Source organism: Streptomyces sp. NBC_00414 (assembly GCF_036038375.1).
Taxonomy (GTDB): Bacteria; Actinomycetota; Actinomycetes; order Streptomycetales; family Streptomycetaceae; genus Streptomyces.
In genome coordinates, this window is record NZ_CP107935.1 from 8,751,144 (window position 1) to 8,774,250 (window position 23,107).

At 69.2% G+C, this 23,107-nt stretch carries 2 protein-coding genes (1 of these 2 running past the window's edge); both read left to right on the top strand.

Annotated elements, in window-relative coordinates; all coding sequences use genetic code 11:
• On the top strand, window positions 1–21,897 hold the 3' portion of the coding sequence (locus tag OHS59_RS38020; protein ID WP_328497864.1) for a non-ribosomal peptide synthase/polyketide synthase. The gene continues 3,213 nt to the left of window position 1, outside the view; only the last 21,897 of its 25,110 coding nucleotides appear in the window; its start codon lies beyond the left edge, outside the window; the stop codon is at window positions 21,895–21,897.
• Window positions 21,894–22,904: an FkbM family methyltransferase gene (locus OHS59_RS38025; protein ID WP_328497865.1), complete on the top strand. Its 1,011-nt coding sequence runs from the start codon at window positions 21,894–21,896 to the stop codon at window positions 22,902–22,904. Before OHS59_RS38020 ends, OHS59_RS38025 begins: the two co-directional genes overlap by 4 nt.
• The last annotated feature ends 203 nt before the right edge of the window (window positions 22,905–23,107 follow it).

The window sequence follows — 23,107 nt, forward strand, 5'->3', positions numbered from 1 at the left end:
TCGAGCGTGACGGAAGAACTCCTCGCCGGAGTCTGGGCCCAGGTCCTCGGCCTGGACCGGGTCGGCGCGACCGAGGACTTCTTCGAACTGGGCGGCCAGTCACTCCTGGCCACCCAGGTGGTCTCCCGAGTCAGGGAAGTGTTCGGGGCGGAAATACCCCTGGCCGCGCTCTTCGACCACCCGACCGTGCGTGCCCTCGCGGCACTGGTCGAGACCGCCGCGCCGCAGGCCTCGGCACCACCGATCGTGACGGTCGGCCGGGACCAGGAACTGCCGCTGTCGTTCGCCCAGCAACGGCTCTGGTTCCTCGACCAGATGGAACCCGGCTCCGCCGAGTACAACGTACCCACGCCCCTGCCGCTGCCCGGCGACCTGGACGTGGAGGCCCTGGGAAGGGCCCTGAGCGCGGTCGTGGCCCGCCACGAAGTCCTGCGGACCCGGCTCGTGGTGGACACCGACGGCGTACCGCACCAGGTGATCGATCCGTCCGAGCCCTTCCCGCTGACCGTCGTCGACGTGTCCGACGGCATCGAGCCCATGGCCGCCGCCCGCGAACTGGTACTCGCCGACGCGGTCACCCCCTTCGACCTGGCGGCCGGATCACTGATCCGCGCCACACTGATCCGGGTCGCCACGGACGAACACGTACTGGCGCTCGCGATGCACCACGTCGTCTCCGACGAGTGGTCGAGGCTGATCCTGCGCCGCGAACTCACCGCCTGTTACGAGGCGTTCCGCGCGGGTGGGCCGGATCCGTTGCCGCCACTGCCGGTGCAGTACGCGGACTTCGCGGTCTGGCAGCGGGAATGGCTGGCCGGCGAAGTACTGGAGGCACAACTCACTTACTGGCGCGCACAGTTGGCGAACCTCCCGATTATGGAACTGCCGACTGACCGGGCTCGCCCGGCAGTGCGGTCCTCAGCGGGGGCGGTGGCGGGGTTCCGCATCGCGCGTGAGACCGCGGAGGCACTGCGGGCGCTGTCGAGGGAATGCGGCGTGTCGATGTTCATGACGCTGCTGGCTGCCTTCGACGTGCTGGTGGGGCGGTATGCGGGTTCGGAGGATGTGGTGGTGGGCACGCCGGTGGCGAACCGGAACCGTGCCGAGACGGAGGATCTGATCGGGTTCTTCGTCAACACGCTGGTGTTGCGGACCGATCTGTCGGGTGATCCGTCGTTCACGGAGTTGCTGGGGCGGGTGCGGGAGACGGCGTTGGGTGCGTACGCGCATCAGGACGTGCCGTTCGAGCAGCTGGTGGATGAGCTGGTCACAGAGCGGGACCGGTCGCGCAATCCACTGTTCCAAGTTCTCTTCAGCTACGTCGCCGGGGAGAGCGGTGACACGGGGTCCAGTGGCGACACGGAGTCCAGCGGTGACACGGAGTCCAGTGGCGACACGGGGTCCAGTGGCGACACGGGGTCCAGTGGCCTTCCGGTGAAGTTCGACCTGGCGGTGACGCTGGGCGACAGCAGCGATGGCGCTCTGACCGCGACGATCGAGTACAGCACCGCGCTGTTCGACGCGGTGACGATCGGGAGGCTCGCTGAGCATCTCGGGGTATTGCTGAGTGCGGTCGCGGAGGATACGGGGCGGCGTGTCGGTGAGCTGCCTGTGCTTGGTGCGGGTGAGCGGCGGCGGGTGGTCGAGGAGTGGAACGGGTCCGTCGAGCCGTTGCCGGGTGTGGGTGGGGTGCATGAGCTGATCGCAGGGCGGGCGGTGTCCGGTCCGGATGCGGTGGCTGTGGTGGCGGATGGTGTGGTGCTGACGTATGGCGGCCTGATGGCGCGGGCGAATCGGCTGGCGCATCGTCTTCGGAGGCTCGGAGTCGGCGCTGAGTCGGTGGTGGGGCTGTGCTTGCCGCGTGGCGTCGACATGGTCGTGGCGATGGTGGCGGTGTGGCAGGCGGGTGGCGCCTATCTGCCGCTGGATCCCGAATACCCGGTCGAGCGGCTGGAGTTCATGCTCGCTGACAGCGGGGCGAAGGTGCTGATCGGACACCGGTCGGTGGCCGAGGTGGCCGGAGGACTTCCGGTGGAGTCGGTGGTGTGGCTGGATGACCCGGCTGTCACCGAGGGTCTGCCGTCCACGGCACCCGCAACCGCCGTACAACCGGATCAGCTGGCGTACGTCATCTACACGTCCGGCTCGACGGGCCAGCCGAAGGGTGTGCAGGTCGCGCACCGCAGCGTGACGGGCATGGTCACCGGACTGTCTCCGGTGCTGGCCGCTGAGCCGGGGGTGCGGGTGTTGCAGTTCGCGTCGTTCAGCTTCGACGCGGCGGTACTCGATGTGGCGGTCACGCTGGCCTCGGGCGCCACCCTGGTGGTGGCCAGCAGCAATGAGCGCACCGCCCCGGAGATGTTGACCGGGATGATAGGCGCGCAGGCGGTGGGCGCGGCGAGCGTAGTGCCCTCCCTGCTCGGAGTCCTGAACCCGGACGAGGTCCCGGGCATCGAGACTCTGCTGCTGGGAGCGGAACGGCTCACCCAGCCGGTGGCCCAGGCCTGGGCACAGAACCGCACGCTGGTGAACACCTACGGCCCCACCGAGGCGACCGTCATGGTGACCACGGGCGCGGTCTCCCCGGACGTGACTGTGGCTCCGCCGATCGGTGCCCCGGTCGCGAACGCCCGCCTGTATGTCCTGGACGCCCGTCTCAACCCCGTCCCGGTCGGGGTGGCGGGGGAGGTGTTCATCGCGGGTCCGCAGGTGGCCCGCGGCTACCGCGCCCAGCCCGCCCTGTCTGCCGAGCGCTTCCTGCCCGATCCCTTCACGGCCGACGGCTCCCGGATGTACCGCTCGGGTGACCGGGCCCGTTGGCTCGCCGACGGGCAGTTGGACTTCGTCGGGCGGGCGGATGACCAGGTCAAGGTCCGCGGCTTCCGTATCGAACCCGGCGAGATCGAAGCCGTTCTCGCCGCCCACCCGCAGGTCCGCACGGCGGTGGTGACGGCGTTCGGCGACACCGAGGACCGCAAACTTGTGGCCTACCTCGTCCCGGAGGACGCGGGGGAGGGCATCCCGGCGGTCAGCGACCTGCGGGACCACGTCCAGCGGAGTCTGCCGGCCTTCATGGTCCCGGCCGTGTTCATGGAACTGGCCGCGCTGCCTCTCACCCCCAACGGCAAACTGGATCGGGCAGCTCTGCCGCAACCCGACGGGGAACGTCTGTCTTCGGCGGGGGAGTATGTGGCACCCCGTACAGAGGTCGAGCAGGTTCTGGCCGGGGTGTGGGCGCAGGTCCTGGGTGTGGAACAGGTCGGGGTCGAGGACAACTTCTTCGAACTCGGCGGCGATTCGATCAGCAGTATCCGGGTGGTGGCTCAGGCCCGGGAGCTCGGCATTCACGTGACCGTGGCGCAGTTGTTCGACCATCAGACGGTGGCTGGCCTGGCGCCGGTGGCTTCGAGTGAGAGCACGACGGATGCCGAACAGGGTCTGGTGGTCGGAGAGTTCCCGCTGACGCCTGTCCAGCGCTGGTTCCTGGAACGTGAGCAGCCGGAGCCTTGGCATTTCAACCAGTCGGTGGTGTTGCAGGCGACCGCTGAGGTGGACGCGGACGTGCTGCGGGTCGCCGCACAGGCCGTGGTGGAGCAGCATGACGCCTTGCGTTCCCGTTTTGTGCGGGAGGGCGGGGAGTGGGTCGGTCGTGTGGCGGCCGCGGAACCGGCAGACCTGGTGTCGGTCATCGATGCCGCTGATGTGGAGGCCGCGGAGGAACCGGCCTTCCTGGAGGCGCGCGCCTCGGAGGTGCAGGCGGGACTCGATCTGGCTGAGGGCCCCCTGCTGCGGGTGGCACTCTTCGATCTGGGCGAGCGAGGCCAGCTGCTTCTGGTGGTTGTCCATCACCTGGTCGTGGACACCGTTTCCTGGCCTGTGCTGCTGGAGGATCTGGCGTCGGCGTATGTGCAGGCAGAGCGTGGTGTCGTGCGGGTGGAGTTCCCGCCGAAGACGTCCTCGTACCTCGGTTGGGCGCGGCGGCTTGGCGAGCTGGCGGTGTCGCCGGAGGTTGCGGGCGAGGCGGCTCACTGGCGGGAGGTGGAGGCTGCGGCGGAGTTGTTGCCGCGTGAGTACGGGGGTGCGAACACGGTCGCGGCGGCCCGGCGGGTGTCGGTGGCTCTGGACGCGGGGCGGACGGAGCGTCTGCTGCGTGATGTGCCCAGTGCGTTCCGGACGCAGATCAATGATGTGTTGCTGAGTGCGCTGGGTGCGGTGTTCACGGAGTGGACCGGGTCGTCCTCGGTCGTGGTGGATGTGGAGGGCCACGGCCGCGAGGACGTGGGCGCCGACGTTGACGTCTCGCGGACGGTGGGTTGGTTCACGAGTGTGCATCCGGTTGCGCTGCGCGGCGTGGAAGACAGTGATCTGGGTGCGCTGCTTCGGCGCACGAAGGAGAACCTGAGGGCAGTCCCGCGGAAGGGCCTGGGGTACGGGCTGCTCCGGCACCTCACGGACTGGACCCCGAGTACGGGCTCCGCCGCCGAGGTCTCTTTCAATTACCTCGGCCAGTCCACCCAATCGCCTGCAGATGGTGCTGGTCCACGAGCCGAACGCACGACTGGAGAGCGGCGCGGCCTCTTCGTCCAACTGCCCGGAACATTGGGGGCGTTCCAGTCGCCGCAAGCCGAACGATCGTACCTGATCGAGGTGAACAGTCAGGTGGTGGGTGGTCGTTTGGAGATGGTGTGGACGTATGGGGGTGAGGTGTATGGGGAGGCGACGGTGCGGGGGTTGGCGGAGCGGTATGTGGATGTCCTCGCTGATTTGATCGAGTACTGCTGCCGTTCTGGGGTGGGTGGGTATACGCCGTCGGATTTCCCGTTGGCTGGGTTGGATCAGGTTGCGTTGGATGGTGTTGTCGCCCGTTGTGTGGGGGCGGTGATTGATGAGGTGTATCCGTTGACGGCGTTGCAGCAGGGGATGGTGTTTCACAGTCAGTTGTCTGCGGATGCGGGGATGTACTGGGTGCAGAACGGTCTGCTGTTGGAGGGTGTGCTTGATCTTGGTGCTTTGAGGCGGGCGTGGGAGTTGGTGTTTGCGCGGCATGAGGTGTTGCGCAGTGCGGTGGTGTGGGAGGGGGTTCCGCAGCCGTTGGCGGTGGTGTCGCGGTCGGTGCCGGTGCCGTTGGAGGTGCTGGACTTCTCGCATCTGGAGGGGGATGTGTGCCGGCGGCGGGTGGATGATTTCCTGGCTGCGGACTGGGAGCGGGGTCCTGATTTTTCGGCTCCCACGCTGGTGCGTCTGGTGTTGATCCGGTTGGCGGAGGGCCGTCATCAGCTGGTGTGGAGTTATCACCATCTTCTGCTGGATGGGTGGAGTGTGCCGATTGTGCTGGGGGAGGTGCTGGAGGCGTATCACGCGTTCCGTGCGGGTGGGCGGCCCCAACTCCAGGTGCGTGCGCCGTTCCGGGATTTTGCGGGGTGGGTGGCGGGTCAGGATCTGGTGGAGGCGCGTGGGTTTTGGGGTGAGCGGCTGGCGGGGTTTGTGGAGCCGACGGTGTTGGGTGTGGAGCGGGTGACGGGGGAGGTGGGGTCGGAGGATTTGCATGTGGGGTTGCCGTCGGTGGTGGCGGGTGGGGGTCTGGCGGGGTTTGCGCGGCGGCATCGGTTGACGTTGAACACGGTGGTGCAGGGTGCGTGGGCGTTGGTGCTCTCTGTGTATGCGGGTTCGGATGATGTGGTGTTCGGTGTGACGTCGTCGGGTCGTGGTGGCCAGATTGACGGGATGGACTCGATGGTGGGTCTGTTGCTGAATACGACGCCGGTGCGGGTGCGGGTGGAGCGGGATCGGCCGGTGGTGGAGTGGTTGGCGGGGTTGCAGGATGAGCAGGTGCGGGCGCGTGGGTATGAGCACACGCCGTTGGTGACGATTGCTGAGGCCAGTGAACTCCCGCCGGGGCAGGCTCTGTTCAACACCCTCTTCGTCTTCGAGAACTACCCGGTCCAGGAACTGGAGGAGGGGCAGGCCGAATCGGCCGACAGCGGCCTCAACGCCGGGTTCAACCACATGCGTGAGCAGGCGAACTACCCCCTCTCCGTGGCCGTCAGCTCGGCCCACGAACTCGTGCTGCGTCTGTCCTACGACCGATCCCGGTTCGACGCGGCGACGGTGGAGCGGTTGGCGGGGCATCTCGTCGCGGTGTTGGAGGCTGTTGCCACGGATGTGGATGCGGATCCGCGTGTCGGTGACCTGGCCGTGGTGGGGGCTGACGAACGCGATCTGCTGCTGCGGCAGTGGGGTGGTGCGGTTGCGGCTCTGCCGGGTGTGGGCGGGGTGCATGAGCTGATCGCGGATCAGGCACACGTCCGCCCGGACGCGGTGGCTGTGGTCGCGAACGGTGAGGCGCTTACGTATGGCGGCCTGATGGCGCGGGCGAACCGGCTGGCGCATCACCTGCGGGCGCTCGGAGTCGGCGCCGAGTCGGTGGTGGGGCTGTGCCTGCCGCGTGGCGTCGACATGGTCGTGGCGATGCTGGCGGTGTGGCAGGCGGGCGGCGCCTATCTGCCACTGGATCCCGAATACCCCGTCGAACGGTTGGAGTTCATGCTCGGCGACAGCGGGGCGAAGGTGCTGATCGGACACCGGTCGGTGGCCGAGGTTGCCGAGGTGGCCGGAGGACTTCCGGTGGAGTCGGTGATATGGCTGGATGACCCGTCCGTCACCGAAGGGCTGCCGTCCACGGCACCCGCAACCGCCGTACAACCGGATCAGCTGGCATACGTCATCTACACGTCCGGCTCGACGGGCCGGCCGAAGGGTGTGCAGGTCGCGCACCGCAGCGTGACGGGCATGGTGACCGGACTGTCTCCGGTGCTGGCCGCTGAGCCGGGTGTACGGGTGCTGCAGTTCGCCTCGTTCAGCTTCGACGCGGCGGTGCTCGATGTGGCGGTCACGCTGGCCTCGGGCGGCACGCTGGTGGTGGCGAGCAGTGCCGAGCGCACCGCCCCGGAAGCGCTGACCTCGATGATCGGCGCGCAAGCGGTAGGAGCGGCCAGTGTCGTGCCCTCCCTGCTGGGCGTCCTGAACCCGGACAAGGTCCCCGGCATACAGACCCTGCTGCTGGGCGCGGAACGGCTCACCCAGCCGGTGGCTCAGGCTTGGGCAACGGGCCGCACGCTGGTGAACACCTACGGTCCCACCGAGGCGACCGTCATGGTCACCTCCGGCACAGTCTCCCCGGACGTACACGAAGCTCCGCCGATCGGTGCCCCGGTCGCGAACGCCCGCCTGTACGTCCTGGACGCCCGCCTCAACCCCGTCCCCGTCGGGGTGACCGGTGAAGTGTTCATCGCCGGTCCGCAGGTGACCCGCGGCTACCGCGCCCAGCCCGCCCTGACCGCCGAACGCTTCCTGCCCGATCCCTTCACGGCGGACGGCACTCGGATGTACCGCTCGGGTGACCGGGCCCGCTGGCTCGCCGACGGCACCCTCGACTTCATCGGGCGAGCCGACGACCAGGTCAAGGTCCGCGGCTTCCGTATCGAACCGGGCGAGATCGAAGCGGTCCTGACCACCCACCCGCAGATCCGTACCGCCGTCGTCGCGGCCTTCGGCGACACCGAGGACCGCAAACTCGTTGCCTACCTGGTCCCCGCCGACCAGGCGGACGGCCTCCCCTCCACCCCCGACCTGCGCACCTTCGCCGGCTCGCGGCTCCCGGCCTTCATGATCCCGGCGACCTTCATCGAACTCGCCGCACTGCCGCTCACCCCCAACGGCAAACTCGACCACTCCGCGCTTCCCGACCCCGACCCCTCCGCCGCTCCGGAGCTGGAGGGCTTCGTGGCTCCGGCCGGTGAGACCGAGGAGCTGCTCGCGGGAATCTGGGCGCAGGTGCTCGGTGTGCGGCGGGTCGGCGTCACCGACGGATTCTTCGATCTGGGTGGCCACTCGTTGCTGGCCACGCAGGTGATGTCGCGGATCAGGGAAGTGTTCGGCGTCGAGCTGCCGCTCGCGACCCTGTTCGACCGGCGGACCGTACGGGCGCTGGCCGCGGCGGTGGAAGGCGCGTCGCAAGGGGGCGTACCGCCGGTGACGGCGACGGACCGGAGTCGGCCGCTGCCTCTGTCGTTCGCTCAGCAGCGGCTCTGGTTCCTGAATCAGCTGGACCCCGGCTCGACGGAGTACAACGTCGCGCTGCCCGTCCGTCTGGACGGTGTGCTGGACGTCGCCGCACTCGGCGCCGCACTGGACGCCGTGGTGGCGCGGCACGAGGTGCTGCGGACTCGTCTGGTGGCCGGCGCGGACGGCGTGGCGTACCAGGTGATCGACGCGTCGGCGCCGTATCCCCTGCCGGTGATCGACGTGTCCGGCAGCGACGATCCGCTGGGTGAGGCCGAGCGGCTGGTCACGCAGGACATGGCGGAGTCGTTCGACCTTGAGGCCGGGCCGTTGTTGCGCGCCGCGCTGATCCGGCTGGGGCTCGGCGAGCACGTACTGGCGCTGGCCATGCACCACATCGTCTCCGACGAGTGGTCGGCGCGGATCCTCGGCCAGGAGGTGGCGACGCTCTACGAGGCGTTCCGCGCGGGTGAGCCGGATCCGTTGCCGCCGCTGCCGGTGCAGTACGCGGACTTCGCGGTCTGGCAGCGGGAATGGCTGACCGGAGAGGTGTTGGAGGGGCAGCTCGCTTACTGGCAGGACCAGTTGGCGGGTCCGACGGAGCTGGAGCTGCCGCTCGACCGGGCCAGGCCGCCGATCCGTTCGTCGGTCGGGGCGACGGCGCAGTTCACGGTTCCGGCAGAGACCGCTCAGGAGCTGCGGGCGCTGTCGCGTGAGCACGGCTCCACGATGTTCATGACGCTGCTGGCCGCCTTCGATGTTTTCCTGGGACGCTACTGCGACTCCGACGACATCGCGGTCGGTACGGCGGTCGCGAACCGGAACCGCGCCGAGACCGAGGCCCTGATCGGCTTCTTCGTCAACACGCTTGTGCTGCGCACCGACCTCTCCGGCGACCCGACGTTCACCGAACTCCTCGGTCGTGTACGGGACATGGCGCTCGATGCGTACGCGCACCAGGACCTGCCCTTCGAGCAGCTCGTCGACGACCTGGTCACCGACCGCGACCGCTCTCGCACAGCCCTGTTCCAGGTGTACTTCAACTACGTGCGGGACGGCGGGGAGGCGGGAGGCACCGCGCCGGACGCGCACGGCGCCGACGCAAGCCTTCGTGACGGCCCGGACGGTCGCACTCCAGACCGCCACGGTCCAGACCGCCACGGTCCAGACCGCCACGGTCCAGACCGTCGCGGTCCCGAGCGTCACAACCCGGACCGTCACGGTCCGGACGAGGCTCAAGACGCTCACCGCACCGAGGTGGCGATGTCGCGCGACCTCGCCCTCTCCGATCTCGCGCTGACCTTCAGGGACACCGGTGACGGAGCGCTGACCGGTGAATTCGAGTACAGCACAGCGCTGTTCGACGCGGCCACGGTGCGACGGATGGCCGATCACCTGGTCGTCGTCCTGCGGTCCGTGCTGGACCCCGCGCGCCGGATCGGCTCGCTGGACCTGCTCTCCGAAGCCGAGCACGACACGCTGCGCGCCCTCGGCACGGGAGCGGAGACACATACGGAAGAGCGACCCGTTCACACGCTCTTCGAGGAGCAGGCGCACCGCACCCCCGACGCCGTCGCCGTCCTGCAAGACGGCAACCACCTCACGTACGGCCGACTGAACATGGACGCCAACCAACTAGCGCGACACATAGGGGCGTTGGGTATCGGCCGCGAGGACGTCGTCGGCGTGTGCCTGGCGCGCGGACCGGAGGTCCTCGTCGCGCTGCTCGGCATCATGAAGGCCGGCGCGGCGTACCTGCCCCTCGACGCCGGCCAGCCCGTCCAGCGACTTGCCCGCATGATCGAGTCGTCCGGTGCCTCGCTGCTCATCACCCAGGCCACGTCCGCGGAGCGACTGGAGCCCGTTCCAGCCCCGAAGCTGCTCATCGACAGCGACTGGCCGACGATCGCCACGTACGACATCGACAGCCCGAGGACCGGTGTCACCGCGCAGAACCTGGCGTACGTCATCTTCACCTCCGGCTCCACCGGTACCCCCAAGGGCGTGCTGGTCCAGCACAGTTCATGGAGCCGGGAACTTCAGGAGATGGGCCGCCGCTACGAACTGACCCCGACGGACGTCACACTCCAGCTGGGGCCCCTCACCTTCGACGCCGCACAGGAGCAGCTCTTCGCCACCCTGGTGCACGGCGGACGGCTGGTGCTGGGCGGAGCGGAGCAGTGGACCCCGGAACGCGTACTGCGCGAGATCCGTGAACAGGCCGTGACCTCGGTCGACATCACCCCCGCGCTGTGGGAGATGCTCATCCCCGGCCTTGCGGAACAAGGCACCCTGGGACCGGACTTCCGCCTGCTCATCATGGGCGGCGAGGCGATGCCCGCACGGACACTCGCCGAGTGGTTCACACACACCTCGGTACCCGTCTACAACGTGTACGGACCGACCGAGGCGACCATCACCAGTGTCGCCGGCCTCCTGCGGCAGCCGGTGACATCGTCCGTACCGCCGATCGGACTGCCGATCGCGGAGACAAAGGTGTACGTGCTCGACGCCCGGTCCAAGCCGGTGCCGATCGGCGTCCCGGGGGAGCTCTTCATCGGTGGCGCGGGCGTCGCGCGCGGCTACGGCGGCCGTCCCGCACTGACCGCCGAGCGCTTCGTCGCCGACCCGTTCGCGGGAGACGGCTCCCGGATGTACCGCTCCGGCGACCGGGTCCGCTGGCCGGCGAGCGGGCAACTGGAGTTCCTCGGCCGCGCCGACCAGCAGATCAAGGTACGTGGCGTCCGCATCGAGCCCGGCGAGATCGAGGCCGTTCTCGCTGCCCACGCCGGAATCAGGTCCGCAGTCGTGACGGCGTTCGGGGACGGCACGGACCGCCGCCTGGTGGCACACCTGGTCCCCGCCGACCCGGCCGAAGGCATCCCCGCGGTGGCCGAACTGCGCGACCTCCTACGGCAGAGCCTGCCCGACTTCATGGTCCCCGCCGCCTTCACCGAACTCACCGAACTGCCCCTCACCCGCAACGGAAAGCTCGACCGCGCCGCGCTCCCGCAACCCGATCCGGCCGCCACCCCCTCCGACACACACGCATACGTGGCTCCCTCGGGCGCGACGGAAGAACTGCTCGCGGAGATCTGGGCGCATGTCCTCGGAGCGGACACGATCGGCGTTGCCGACGACTTCTTCGGGATCGGCGGCCACTCACTGCTCGCCACCCAGGTGGTCTCCCGCGTCCGCGAGGTGTTCGGGGTCGAGGTGCCGCTGTCGGCGCTGTTCGACCGGCCCACGGTGCGCGGCCTGGCCGCGGCGATCGACGCCTCGGGCAAGGGAGTCGACGGCTTCGGAACGGGAGTCACCGCGCCGGCGATCACCCCGGTCGACAGGAACGGCCACAAAGAGCTGTCGCTGTCATTCGCCCAGCAAAGGCTCTGGTTCCTCGACCAGTTGGACCCGGGCGCCACGGGCTATGTCCTGCCGTCCCCTCTGCCCTGGTCCGGAGACCTGGACGTGGCGATCCTCGGTGCGGCACTGAGCGCGGTCGTCGCGCGCCACGAAGTCCTGCGGACCCGACTGGTGGCGGACACACACGGTGTACCGCATCAGATCATCGACCCGCCCACCCCCTTCCCGCTCCCTGTCGTCGACGTGACCGACGCCGTCGACCCGGTCGCGACCGCACAGGCCCTGATGACGGCTGACGCCGCAACCCCCTTCGACCTCACCGACGGACCCCTCGTCCGCGCCACCCTGATCCGGCTCGCGTCCGACGAACACGTACTGGCACTCGCGATGCACCACATCGTCACCGACGAATGGTCGGAGCGGATCTTCCAGCGTGAACTGGCCGCCTTGTACGAGGCGTTCCGCGCGGGTGAGCAGGATCCGCTGCCGCCGCTGCCGGTGCAGTACGCGGACTTCGCGGTCTGGCAACGGGAGTGGCTGACCGGAGATGTGCTGGACGGGCAACTCGCTTACTGGCGCGACACGTTGGCCGACTCTCCGGTACTGGAGCTGCCCACGGACCGGCCGCACCCGCCGAACCGGACCTCGGCGGGAGCCATGGCCGCGTTCACCGTCCCGGAGGGGACGGCCGAAGCACTGCGGGCCCTCTCGCGTTCACACGGCTCCACGATGTTCATGACGCTGCTGGCTGCCTTCGATGTGCTGGTGGGGCGGTATGCGGGGTCGGAGGATGTGGTGGTGGGCACGCCGGTGGCGAACCGGAATCGTGCCGAGACGGAGGGTCTGATCGGGTTCTTCGTCAATACGCTGGTGTTGCGGACCGATCTGACGGGTGATCCGTCGTTCACGGAGTTGCTGGGGCGGGTGCGGGAGACGGCGTTGGGTGCGTACGCGCATCAGGACGTGCCGTTCGAGCAACTGGTCGATGAGCTGGTCACCGAGCGGGACCGGTCCCGCACGCCGTTGTTCCAGGCGTTCTTCAGCTACGACACAGGGGGAGCTCCGGAGGCGGACGGGCCGTCCGGGGAGCCTTTCGCGCACGTCTCCCGCACGGTCCAGTTCGACCTGGCGCTGCGTCTCGGCGACAGGAAGGGCGGGGGACTCTCGGGGCAGATCGAGTACAGCACCGCGCTGTTCGACGCCGCGACGGTGGACCGGCTGGTGGGGCATGTCGTCAACCTGCTGGGGAGCATTCCGGAGGATGCGGGGCGGCGTGTTGGCGAACTGCCGGTGCTTGGTGAGGGTGAGCGGCGGCGGGTGGTCGAGGAGTGGAACGGGTCCGTTGCGGATCTGCCGGGTGTGGGCGGAGTGCATGAGCTGATCGCGGATCAGGCACACGTCGGCCCGGACGCGGTGGCTGTGGTGGCCGATGGTGAGGTGCTGACGTATGGCGGCCTGATGGCGCGGGCGAATCGGTTGGCACATCGTCTTCGGAGGCTCGGAGTCGGCGCTGAGTCGGTGGTGGGGCTGTGCCTGCCGCGTGGCGTCGACATGGTCGTGGCGATGGTCGCGGTGTGGCAGGCGGGCGCGGCCTATCTGCCACTGGATCCCGAATACCCCGTCGAGCGGCTGGAGTTCATGCTCGCCGACAGCGGTGCGAGGGTGCTGATCGGACACAGCTCGGTGGCCGAGGTGGTTGAAGGGCTGCTGGTGGAGTCGGTGGTGTGGCTGGACGATCCGACTGTGACCGAGGGGTTGCCGTCCACGGTGCCCGAAGTCTCCGTACGGCCGGATCAGCTCGCGTATGTCATCTATACGTCCGGTTCGACGGGGCGGCCGAAGGGTGTGCAGGTTGCGCATCACGGTGTGACGGGCATGGTGGCCGCACTGTCTCCGGTGCTGGGCGCTGAGCAGGGTGTACGGGTGTTGCAGTTCGCGTCGTTCAGCTTCGATGCGGCAGTGCTGGATGTGGCGGTCACGCTGGCGTCGGGCGGCACGCTGGTGGTGGCCAGCAGCGCCGAGCGCACTGCCCCGGAGGCCTTGACCTCGATGGTCGGCGCGCAAGCGGTAGGAGCGGCCAGTGTCGTGCCCTCTCTGCTCGGAGTCCTCAACCCGGACGACGTGCCCGGCATTCAGACCCTGCTGCTGGGCGCGGAACGGCTGACCCAGCCGGTGGCCCAGGCCTGGGCGCAGAACCGCACGCTGGTGAATACCTACGGGCCTACCGAGGCGACCGTCATGGTCACCACCGGTGTGGTGGCTCGGGACGTGACCACGGCTCCGCCGATCGGTGCCCCGGTGGCGAATGCGCACGTGTACGTCCTGGACGGCCGCCTCAACCCGGTCCCGGTCGGCGTGGTGGGTGAGGTGTTCATCGCGGGTCCGCAGGTGGCCCGCGGTTACCGTGCCCAGCCCGTCCTGTCTGCCGAGCGTTTCCTGCCGGACCCGTTCACCGCGGACGGCACCCGGATGTATCGCTCGGGTGACCGGGCCCGCTGGCTTGCCGACGGCACCCTCGATTTCATCGGGCGGGCGGATGACCAGGTCAAGGTCCGCGGCTTCCGTATCGAACCCGGCGAGATCGAAGCCGTCCTGACCACCCACCCGCAGGTCCGCACGGCCGTCGTCGTGGCCTTCGGCGACACCGAGGACCGTAGGCTCGTGGCGTACCTCGTCCCGGAGGACGCGACGCAGGGCATTCCGGCGGTCAATGATTTGCGGGACCACGTCCAGCGGAGTCTGCCGGCCTTCATGGTCCCGGCCGTGTTCGTCGAGCTGGCCACCCTGCCGCTGTCGCCGAACGGGAAGCTGGACAGGTCCGCGTTGCCCGAGCCGGACGGTGTGCGCCCGGAGCTGGCTGGCTTCGTGGCCCCTGCCACCGCTTCCGAGGAGCTTCTGGCGGGCATCTGGCAGTACCTGCTGGGCGTGGACCGGGTCGGATCCACGGACAACTTCTTCGAGCTGGGCGGACACTCGCTGCTCGCCACCCAGGTCATCTCCCGAGTCAGGGAGGTATTTGGCGTCGAGCTGGCCCTAGCGACCCTCTTCGATCGCCCGACGATCGCCGGGCTGGGGGCGGCGCTCGATGCCGTGGGCCCGGGTGGGGCGGAGCCGGAGTGGACGATCGTCAGCAGGGACGAACCCTTGCCGCTGTCGTTCGCGCAGCAGCGGCTGTGGTTCCTGGACCAGCTCGAACCCGGCTCGGTCGAGTACAACCTGCCGCTGTACGTGCCGTGGGACGGGGACCTGGACGTTGCCGCCCTGGATGCGGCCCTGGACGCGGTGGTGGCGCGGCACGAAGTGCTGCGGACCCGTCTCGTGGCCGGTCCCGACGGCGCGCCCCACCAGGTGATCGACCCGGCGAGGGCGTTCCCGCTGCCGGTGGTGGACGTGTCCGACTGCTTCGACCCCGTGCGGGAGGCCGAGCGGCTGGCACTGGCGGACGCGACGGCACCCTTCGATCTGGCGGCAGGCCCACTGATCCGGGGCACGCTGATCCGGCTCGACGAGGATCAGCACCTGCTTGCCCTGCTGACGCATCACGTGGTGTCCGACGAGTGGTCGGCGCGGATCCTGCGCAGTGAGTTGTCCGCGTTGTACGAGGCGTTCCGTGCGGGTCAGCCGGATCCGCTGCCGCCGCTGTCGGTGCAGTACGCGGACTTCGCGGCATGGCAACGGCAGTGGCTGGACGGGGAGGTGTTGGAAGGCCAACGCGCCTACTGGAAAGCCGCTTTGGCTGATATCCCCGTACTGGAGCTGCCCACGGACCGGCCGCGTCCGCCGGTGCGGTCCGCCGAAGGAGCGATGGCTCCGTTCACCGTCCCGGCGGAGACGGCCGACGCGCTGCGGGCGCTGTCGCGCGAGCGCGGCACGACGATGTTCATGACGCTGCTTGCCGCACTCGATGTCCTGCTGGGGCGGTATGCCGGGTCGGAGGATGTGGTGGTGGGCACGCCGGTGGCGAACCGGAACCGTGCCGAGACGGAGGACCTGATCGGGTTCTTCGTCAACACATTGGTCATGCGAGCAGATCTCTCCGGTGATCCGTCGTTCGGGGATGTGCTGGGGCGGGTGCGGGAGACCGCGTTGGGTGCGTACGCGCATCAGGATCTGCCGTTCGAGCAGCTCGTCGACGAACTTGTCACCGAACGGGATCGGTCCCGTACCCCGCTGTTCCAGGTCTTCTTCAGCTACGGAGCCGGAGACGGAGAGGCCGTTCGAGGCGCCGCCGATGTCGATGGGGAACCTGACGCACAGGCCGGTCAGGTCGCCGTGCCGTTCGACCTTTGGGTGATGGTCGAGGAAGCCGGTGACGGGACGCTCAAGGCAGGGATCCAGTTCAGTACGGCGTTGTTCGATGCGGTGACGGTGGAGCGGATGGCGGGGCATCTGGTGCGGCTGCTGGAGTCGGTCGCCGTTGATGCGGATCAGCGGGTGGCTGAGCTGCCGCTGCTGGCCCCAGACGAGGTGGATCAGCTGACGCGGGGCTGGAATGACACGGTGGTGGCTTTGCCGGTGTCGGTGGCCGGTGTGCATGAGTGGATTGCCGGGCGGGCGGGTGTGGTGCCGGATGCGGTGGCTGTCGTGTCGGGTGAGGTGTCGCTGACGTATGGCGGGCTGGTGGCGCGGGCGAACCGGTTGGCGCGTCACCTGCGGGGGCTTGGTGTGGGTGCGGAGTCGGTGGTGGCGTTGTGCCTGGAGCGTGGGGTGGATCTGGCTGTCGCGGCGTTGGCGGTGTGGCAGGCGGGCGGAGCGTATTTGCCGTTGGATCCGGAGTTCCCGGTGGAGCGGTTGGAGTTCATGCTGGCGGACAGTGGGGCGTCGGTGCTGGTCGGGCATCGGGCTGCTGCTGCGGGTCTGGTGGCGAGGGCTGAGGTGGAGTCGGCGCTCTGGCTGGACGATCCGGCGATGGTGGAGACGCTGGCCGGGTATCCCGTGACGGCTCCTGAAGTGGCGATAGAGACTGGCCAGTTGGCGTATGTGTTGTATACGTCGGGGTCGACGGGGCGGCCGAAGGGTGTGCAGGTCTCGCACGGCAACTTGGTCAATTTCCTGACGGCGATGGCTGAGCGTCCCGGGTTGAGCGGTGACGATGTGCTGTTGGCGGTGACGACGCTGGGCTTCGACATTGCGGGGCTTGAGTTGTGGTTGCCGCTGGTGTCGGGTGCCCGGGTCGTGGTGGCCGGCGGTGAGGTGGCAGGAGTGCCCGCCGCACTGGCGGGTGAGTTGGTGCGGGTGGGTGCGACGGTGATGCAGGCGACGCCGGCGACGTGGCAGATGCTGGTGTCGGACGGCTGGGACGGTGTGCCCGGCTTGCGGGCGTTGTGCGGGGGTGAGGCGTTGCCGGTGTCGTTGGCGGCGGCGTTGGTGGAGCGGACCGCGTCGGTGTGGAACATGTACGGGCCGACCGAGACCACCATCTGGTCGGCGTGCGAGCCCGTCGAGGGGGGCGTACCCGGTATCGGTGCACCGATCGCGAATACGCGGGTGTACGTGCTGGACGAGCGACTGGCTCCCGTGCCGGTGGGCGTGCCGGGGGAGCTGTTCATCGGCGGTGCCGGGGTGACGCGTGGCTATCTCGGTCGGCGCGAGCTGACAGCCGGGCGGTTCGTGGCGGACCCGTTCGCCGCAGATGGAGGCCGGTTGTACCGGACCGGCGACCGGGTGCGGTGGCTGGCCGACGGCCGCCTGGAGTTCCTGGGCCGGGCGGACGATCAGTTGAAGGTGCGGGGCTTCCGGATCGAGCCGGGCGAGATCGAGACCGCTGTGACCGGCCATCCGCAGGTCGGTGCGGCGGTGGTGACCGCACACGGGCAGGGTGGCGATCGCCGTCTGGTGGCCTATCTGGTGCCCGCCGATCCTGCCCAGGGCATCCCTGCCCCGGAGGTGCTGCGCGAGCGCTTGCGCCGGTCCCTGCCCGACTACATGATTCCGTCGTTGTTCATCGAGCTTTCGGCCCTGCCGCTGACCCCGAACGGAAAGATCAACCGGGCCGCCCTGCCCGAGCCGCAGTCCCTACGGCCGGACAACGAGTACGTCGCCGCGGTGGGGGCCACCGAGGAACTTCTCGCCGGGATCTGGGCCCAGGTGCTGGGTGTGGAGCGGGTCGGTGCCACGGACAGCTTCTTCGACCTCGGCGGGCACTCCCTCCTCGCCACGCTCGCGGTCTCCCGCATCCGGGAGGCGTTCGGGGTCGAGGTGTCCCTCGCGGACCTGTTCGACGCCCCCACCGTCCGCGCGCTGGCGATCCTGATCGACGACTCCGCCCGGTCGGCGGCGCCCCCGCTCGTTCCGGTCGCCCGCGACAAAGCGCTGCCGCTGTCGTTCGCGCAGCAGCGACTGTGGTTCCTGGACCAGCTGGAGCCCGGCTCGCCGGAGTACAACATGTCGACCCGTCTGCGCCTGACCGGTGACATCGACCTTCCGGCGCTCGGCGCCACCTTGGACGCGGTCGTTGCCCGGCACGAGGTGCTCCGCACCCGTCTGGTGGCCGACACCGAGGGCGTACCGCGTCAGCTCATCGACGCGCCGACCTCCGTACCCCTTCCGCTGTTGGATGTGTCCGGCAGTGAGGATCCGCAAGGGGAGGCGGACGGCCTGATCATCAAGGACGGTCTGACGCCCTTCGACCTCGCCGCCGGGCCTCTCCTCCGAGCGACCCTTGTCCGGCTGGCCGAGGACGACCACGTACTCGTCCTCGCGATGCACCACGTCGTCTTCGACGAGTGGTCGGACGGCGTCCTGCAGCGCGAGTTCTCCGTCCTGTACCGGGCGTTCAAAGCTGGTGAGGCGAATCCGCTGCCACCGCTGGCTGTCCAGTACGCCGATGTCGCCGCCTGGCAGCGGAGTTGGCTGTCCGGTGACGTGCGGGACGAGCAAATCACTTACTGGCGGCAGCAGTTGACGGGCGCGAAGAAGCTGGAGCTGCCGACCGATCGGCCCCGGCCGGCAGTCCGCTCCACGGAGGGGTCGGTGGCGAGGTTCACCGTCCCGGAGGAGACCGCGGACGCCTTGCGGGCGCTGTCGCGTGAGCACGGCACGACGATGTTCATGACGCTGCTCGCCGCCTTCGACATCCTCATGGGCCGCTACACCGAGTCGGACGACGTCGTCGTGAGCACGCCGGTGGCCAACCGGAACCGGGCCGAGACCGAGGACCTGATCGGGTTCTTCGTCAACACCCTGGTCATGCGGACGGACCTGTCCGGCACTCCATCCTTCACCGAGGTGCTGCGCCGCGTGCGGGAGACGGCGCTCGGGGCGTACGCGCACCAGGAGCTGCCGTTCGAGCAGGTGGTGGACGCCTTGGCGGATGTGCGGGACCGTACTCGTAGCCCGCTCACCCGCGTGTCCTTCAACTACACGGCGGGAGCCGCCCGGACGTCCTATTCCGGCGATGGCGATGGCGATGGTGACGTCGATCGCAGCGACGGGACCGGCGCGGCCGACACCCATGACAGGGACAGGGACAAGGGCAAGGGCAAGGGCAGGAACAGGGACAGGGACAGCGGCACTGGCGACAACGGCGCATCACGTGGCGCGGTCGGCATGCGCGTCGAGACCGGCACGGGACTGCTGCCGGTGCAGTTCGACATGGTTGTGACGCTCGGGGAGGACAACGGCGTCCTGACCGGCGAGATCCAGTACAGCACCGCTCTGTTCGACGCGGTGACGGTCGAGCGGATTGCGGGGCACATGGTGACATTGCTGGGAGTTGTGGGCGAGGACGCCGAGCAGCCGGTGGAAGAGCTGCCGATGCTGACCGAGGCCGAACACCGGCGCCTGGTGCACGAGTGGAACGACACGGCCGAGGAACTGCCCGCGGCGGCAGGAGTGCACGAGCTGATCGCAGAGTGGGCATCCACGACGCCGGGCGCCGTGGCCCTCGCATCGGGCGAACAGACCCTGACGTACGACGAGTTGTTGCAGCGTGCCAACCGGCTTGCGCACTATCTGCGGGGAGCGGGTGTGGGCTCCGAGTCGGTGGTCGGACTGTGCCTGCCGCGCGGGCTCGACATGGTCGTGGCGATGCTCGCGGTGTGGCAGGCCGGAGCGGCCTATCTGCCGCTGGACCCGGAGTACCCGGCGGACCGGCTCGGCTTCATGCTGGCGGACAGCCGGGCGACGCTACTGCTGGGCACCGAGGAACTCGTGGACGAGCTGCCGGTGGGACGCCTGCGGACGGTCGTCGTGGACGCCCCGGATGTCGTGGCAGAGCTCGCCGCTCACCCGACGACCTCGCCCGAAGTCGCCGTACACACGGATCAGTTGGCGTATGTGATCTACACGTCGGGTTCGACGGGGCGGCCGAAGGGTGTGCAGGTCGCTCATCGCGGTGTGGTGAATCTGGTGCGGGCGCAGTCGAAGGCGTTCGGTGTCGGGTCCGGGGACGCGGTGGTGCAGTTCGCGCCGTTCGGGTTCGACGCAGCCGTCTCCGAGGTGTGCGTGACACTGGGATCCGGCGGCACGCTGGTGGTGGCCACCGCTCAGGAGCGCGCCGAACCCGAAGCGCTGGCCGCGCTCATCAGGCGACGACAGGTACGGGTGGCGACTCTTCCGCCGTCACTCCTTGCGGTGCTGCGGCCCGGCGACCTGACAGGGCTGCGCACCTTGGTGACGGCCGGCGAACGCCTGGAGACGGCGACGGCCGCCGCGTGGCGGAACGAACACCGGCTGCTCAACGCGTACGGGCCCACCGAGACCACGGTGTGCGCGAGCATCGCCACTCTCGACACCCGCGCTACCGGCGACGCCCTCGGGACGTACGAAGCCGCGGCAGGAACCCAGAACCCCGGCGGTCCTCCCATCGGAGGCCCGATCGCCAACACCCGCGTCTACGTGCTCGACGAGCAACTCCGCCCGGTGCCCGTCGGCACGACCGGCGAGCTGCACATCGGCGGGCTGGGTGTGGCGCGGGGATACCTGGGCCGTGCCGCACTGAGTGCGGAGCGGTTCTTGGCCGACCCGTTCGTCGGCGACGGCGCGCGCATGTACCGGTCGGGCGACCAGGCGCGCTGGCTGGCCGACGGGCAGCTGGAGTTCGTCGGCCGCACCGACGACCAGGTCAAGGTCCGCGGGTTCCGGGTCGAGCCCGGCGAGATCGAGGCGGTCCTCGCCGCCCACCCGGCGGTGCGGACGGCGGTCGTGACGGCCTACGGACAGAGCGCGGACCGCAAGCTGGCCGCCTACCTGGTGCCGGCCGACCACAGCCAGGGCATCCCCGAGGCCGCCGACCTGCGCGAGGCACTGCTGCGCAGCATCCCGGACTACATGGTCCCGGCGGCCTTCACGGAGATGTCCCGGCTGCCCCTCACGACGAACGGCAAGGTCGACAAGGCGGCGCTGCCGGAACCCGAGACGGTCCGCTCCACCAGCACCGAGTACGTCGCCCCGTCCGGCGCGGCCGAGCAACTGCTCGCGGAGGTGTGGTCCGAGATCCTCGGCATCGAACGCATCGGAGCCCACGACAACTTCTTCGAGCTGGGCGGCAATTCACTGCTGGTCACCCAGATCGTCGGCCGCATCCGCAGCGCCGGGCACGACATCAGCGTCGGCGACCTCTTCGACCACCCGACGATCGCGGCCGCCGCACCGCTCATCCAGATCCACACCGAGGACCCCGAGGTGCGGTCGGCGGTGACCGTCCGCGCCGGCACGGTCCTGCCCGCCGTGTTCGCCGTCCACACCCTCACCGGCGAGGTCGCGGCGTTCGCCGAGGTCGCCGGGCATCTCGGCGAGGGCCAGCAGTTCTACGGCCTTCAGGAACGCGGACTGACCGGCGAGGACGCGCAGCCCACGTCGGTCGAGGAGATGGCGACCACATACATCGGCGAGGTGCTGCGCATCCAGAAGGACGGGCCGTATGTCCTCACCGCCCAGTCCGGCAGCTCGTACGTCGCCTTCGAGATGGCCCGCCAGCTGACCGCCATGGGCAAGGACGTCGCCGGCGTCTACCTCATGGCACCGGCCCGCCAGCCCTTCGCCCGCCGCCTGCCCAGCCAGGCCTTCAGCAAGTCCGACCGCAAACTCCTCGACAGCATCGAGGTGGCCCTCGACGGCGAACCCGGCACGACACTCGACCGCAGGACCGAGAAGCGGCTCCTGAAGTACGGCGCACCGGACGAGGAGATCGCCCAGGGAGTCCGCGACGGCGACAAGCACGCCCTGCGCATCATGCGCGCCCTCGCCACCAACCGGCTGGCCTACTCCTACTACGGCGAGCTGATGCACCGCGGCATGCGCAACTACGACGGCCGCGTCGTGCTGCTCATGCCGCGCGACGACCATCCCAAGCCGTACAAGTGGACGCTCGAACAGTGGCAGATCCCTGTCACCCGCGGCCCCGAGGTCATCGACGTGCCGGGGGAGCACTCCAACGTCTTCTACGGCGAGGGCGCGCAGGCCGTGGGCGCCTATCTGAGCACCGAGATCGAACGCCTGAGGAACGGAAACGCCGGAGGAGCGTCCGCATGACCGATCCGACGAAGCCGACGAAGCCGACCGGGCCGACGAAGCCGACCGGGCCGACGAAGCCGACCGGGCCGACGAAGCCGACCGGGCCGACGAAGCCGACCGGGCCGACGAAGCCGGCGGGGCCGGCCGGGCCGGCCGGGCCGACCGGGTTCACGGGGCCGACCGGGCCGACCGGGTTCACGGGGCCGACCGGGCCGACGGGGTCGGGGGAGGCGCGGTCCACCGCGCCTCCGGCCACCAGCCCGTACGAGCTGCCCAACGGGCGAGGCATCACCTGCGTCAGTGCGGCCGAGGCCAAGGTCCTCTGGGCGGAGGCGACGGGCCCGGGGCTCTACCGGTCGGCCGCGGACGCGTTGCGACCCGGCGAGACCGTCCTCGACATCGGCGCCAACATCGGAATCGTGTCGCTGATGTTCGGCTGGCGGGTCCCCGATCTGCGGATCATTTCCGTCGAGCCCGCGCCGACGACGTACGCGTGTCTTGAGGCGAACCTCCGCGACCATCTGCCGGGAGCCGTAGCCGTACGCGGCGCCATCAGCGACCGCGCGGGAGAGAGCACCTTCACCTACTATCCGAAGTCGACGGGAAACTCGGGACTGTTCGCCGACCAGCAGGCCGACGACGCGAACACCCGTATCTTTCTGCGCAACTCCGGAATTCCCGAGGACTACATCGGGGAAATCGTCAAGGACCTGCACCGCGGAATCCAGTTGACAGTTCCCACGCTCACCGTCTCGGATCTGGTCAGGCGCCACGAGCTGCGCGAGATCAGCCTTCTGAAAATCGACGTGGAGCGCGCCGAGCACCTGGTCCTGTCCGGCATCGAGGAAGAGCACTGGCCACTGATCGGCCACGTGGTCGCCGAAGTACACGACGAGGAGGGCCGGTTGAAGAGCCTCACCGGACTCCTCGAACGGTACGGATTCACCGTCTCCGTCGCTCAGCAGCCCCAGCTGGCGGGCACGGACCTGTACGAACTCGACGCCACGCGCCGACTCCCGGCCTAGCACCCGGCCTGGCTCGGGGCGTTCAAACGCCGCCCCGCAGCAGTTGAACATTCCGATCCGAGACTCCCCGGCGATCGGTCACCGCGTCGAGCGGTGACCGATCGCCGACTCACTGGATCAACGATCCGGTGGTGTGCCATGGTGAGACGGAGAATCGATTCTTGCCGTCGCGTTCCCTTTCGGTGTCGCGATGGATTTCCCAG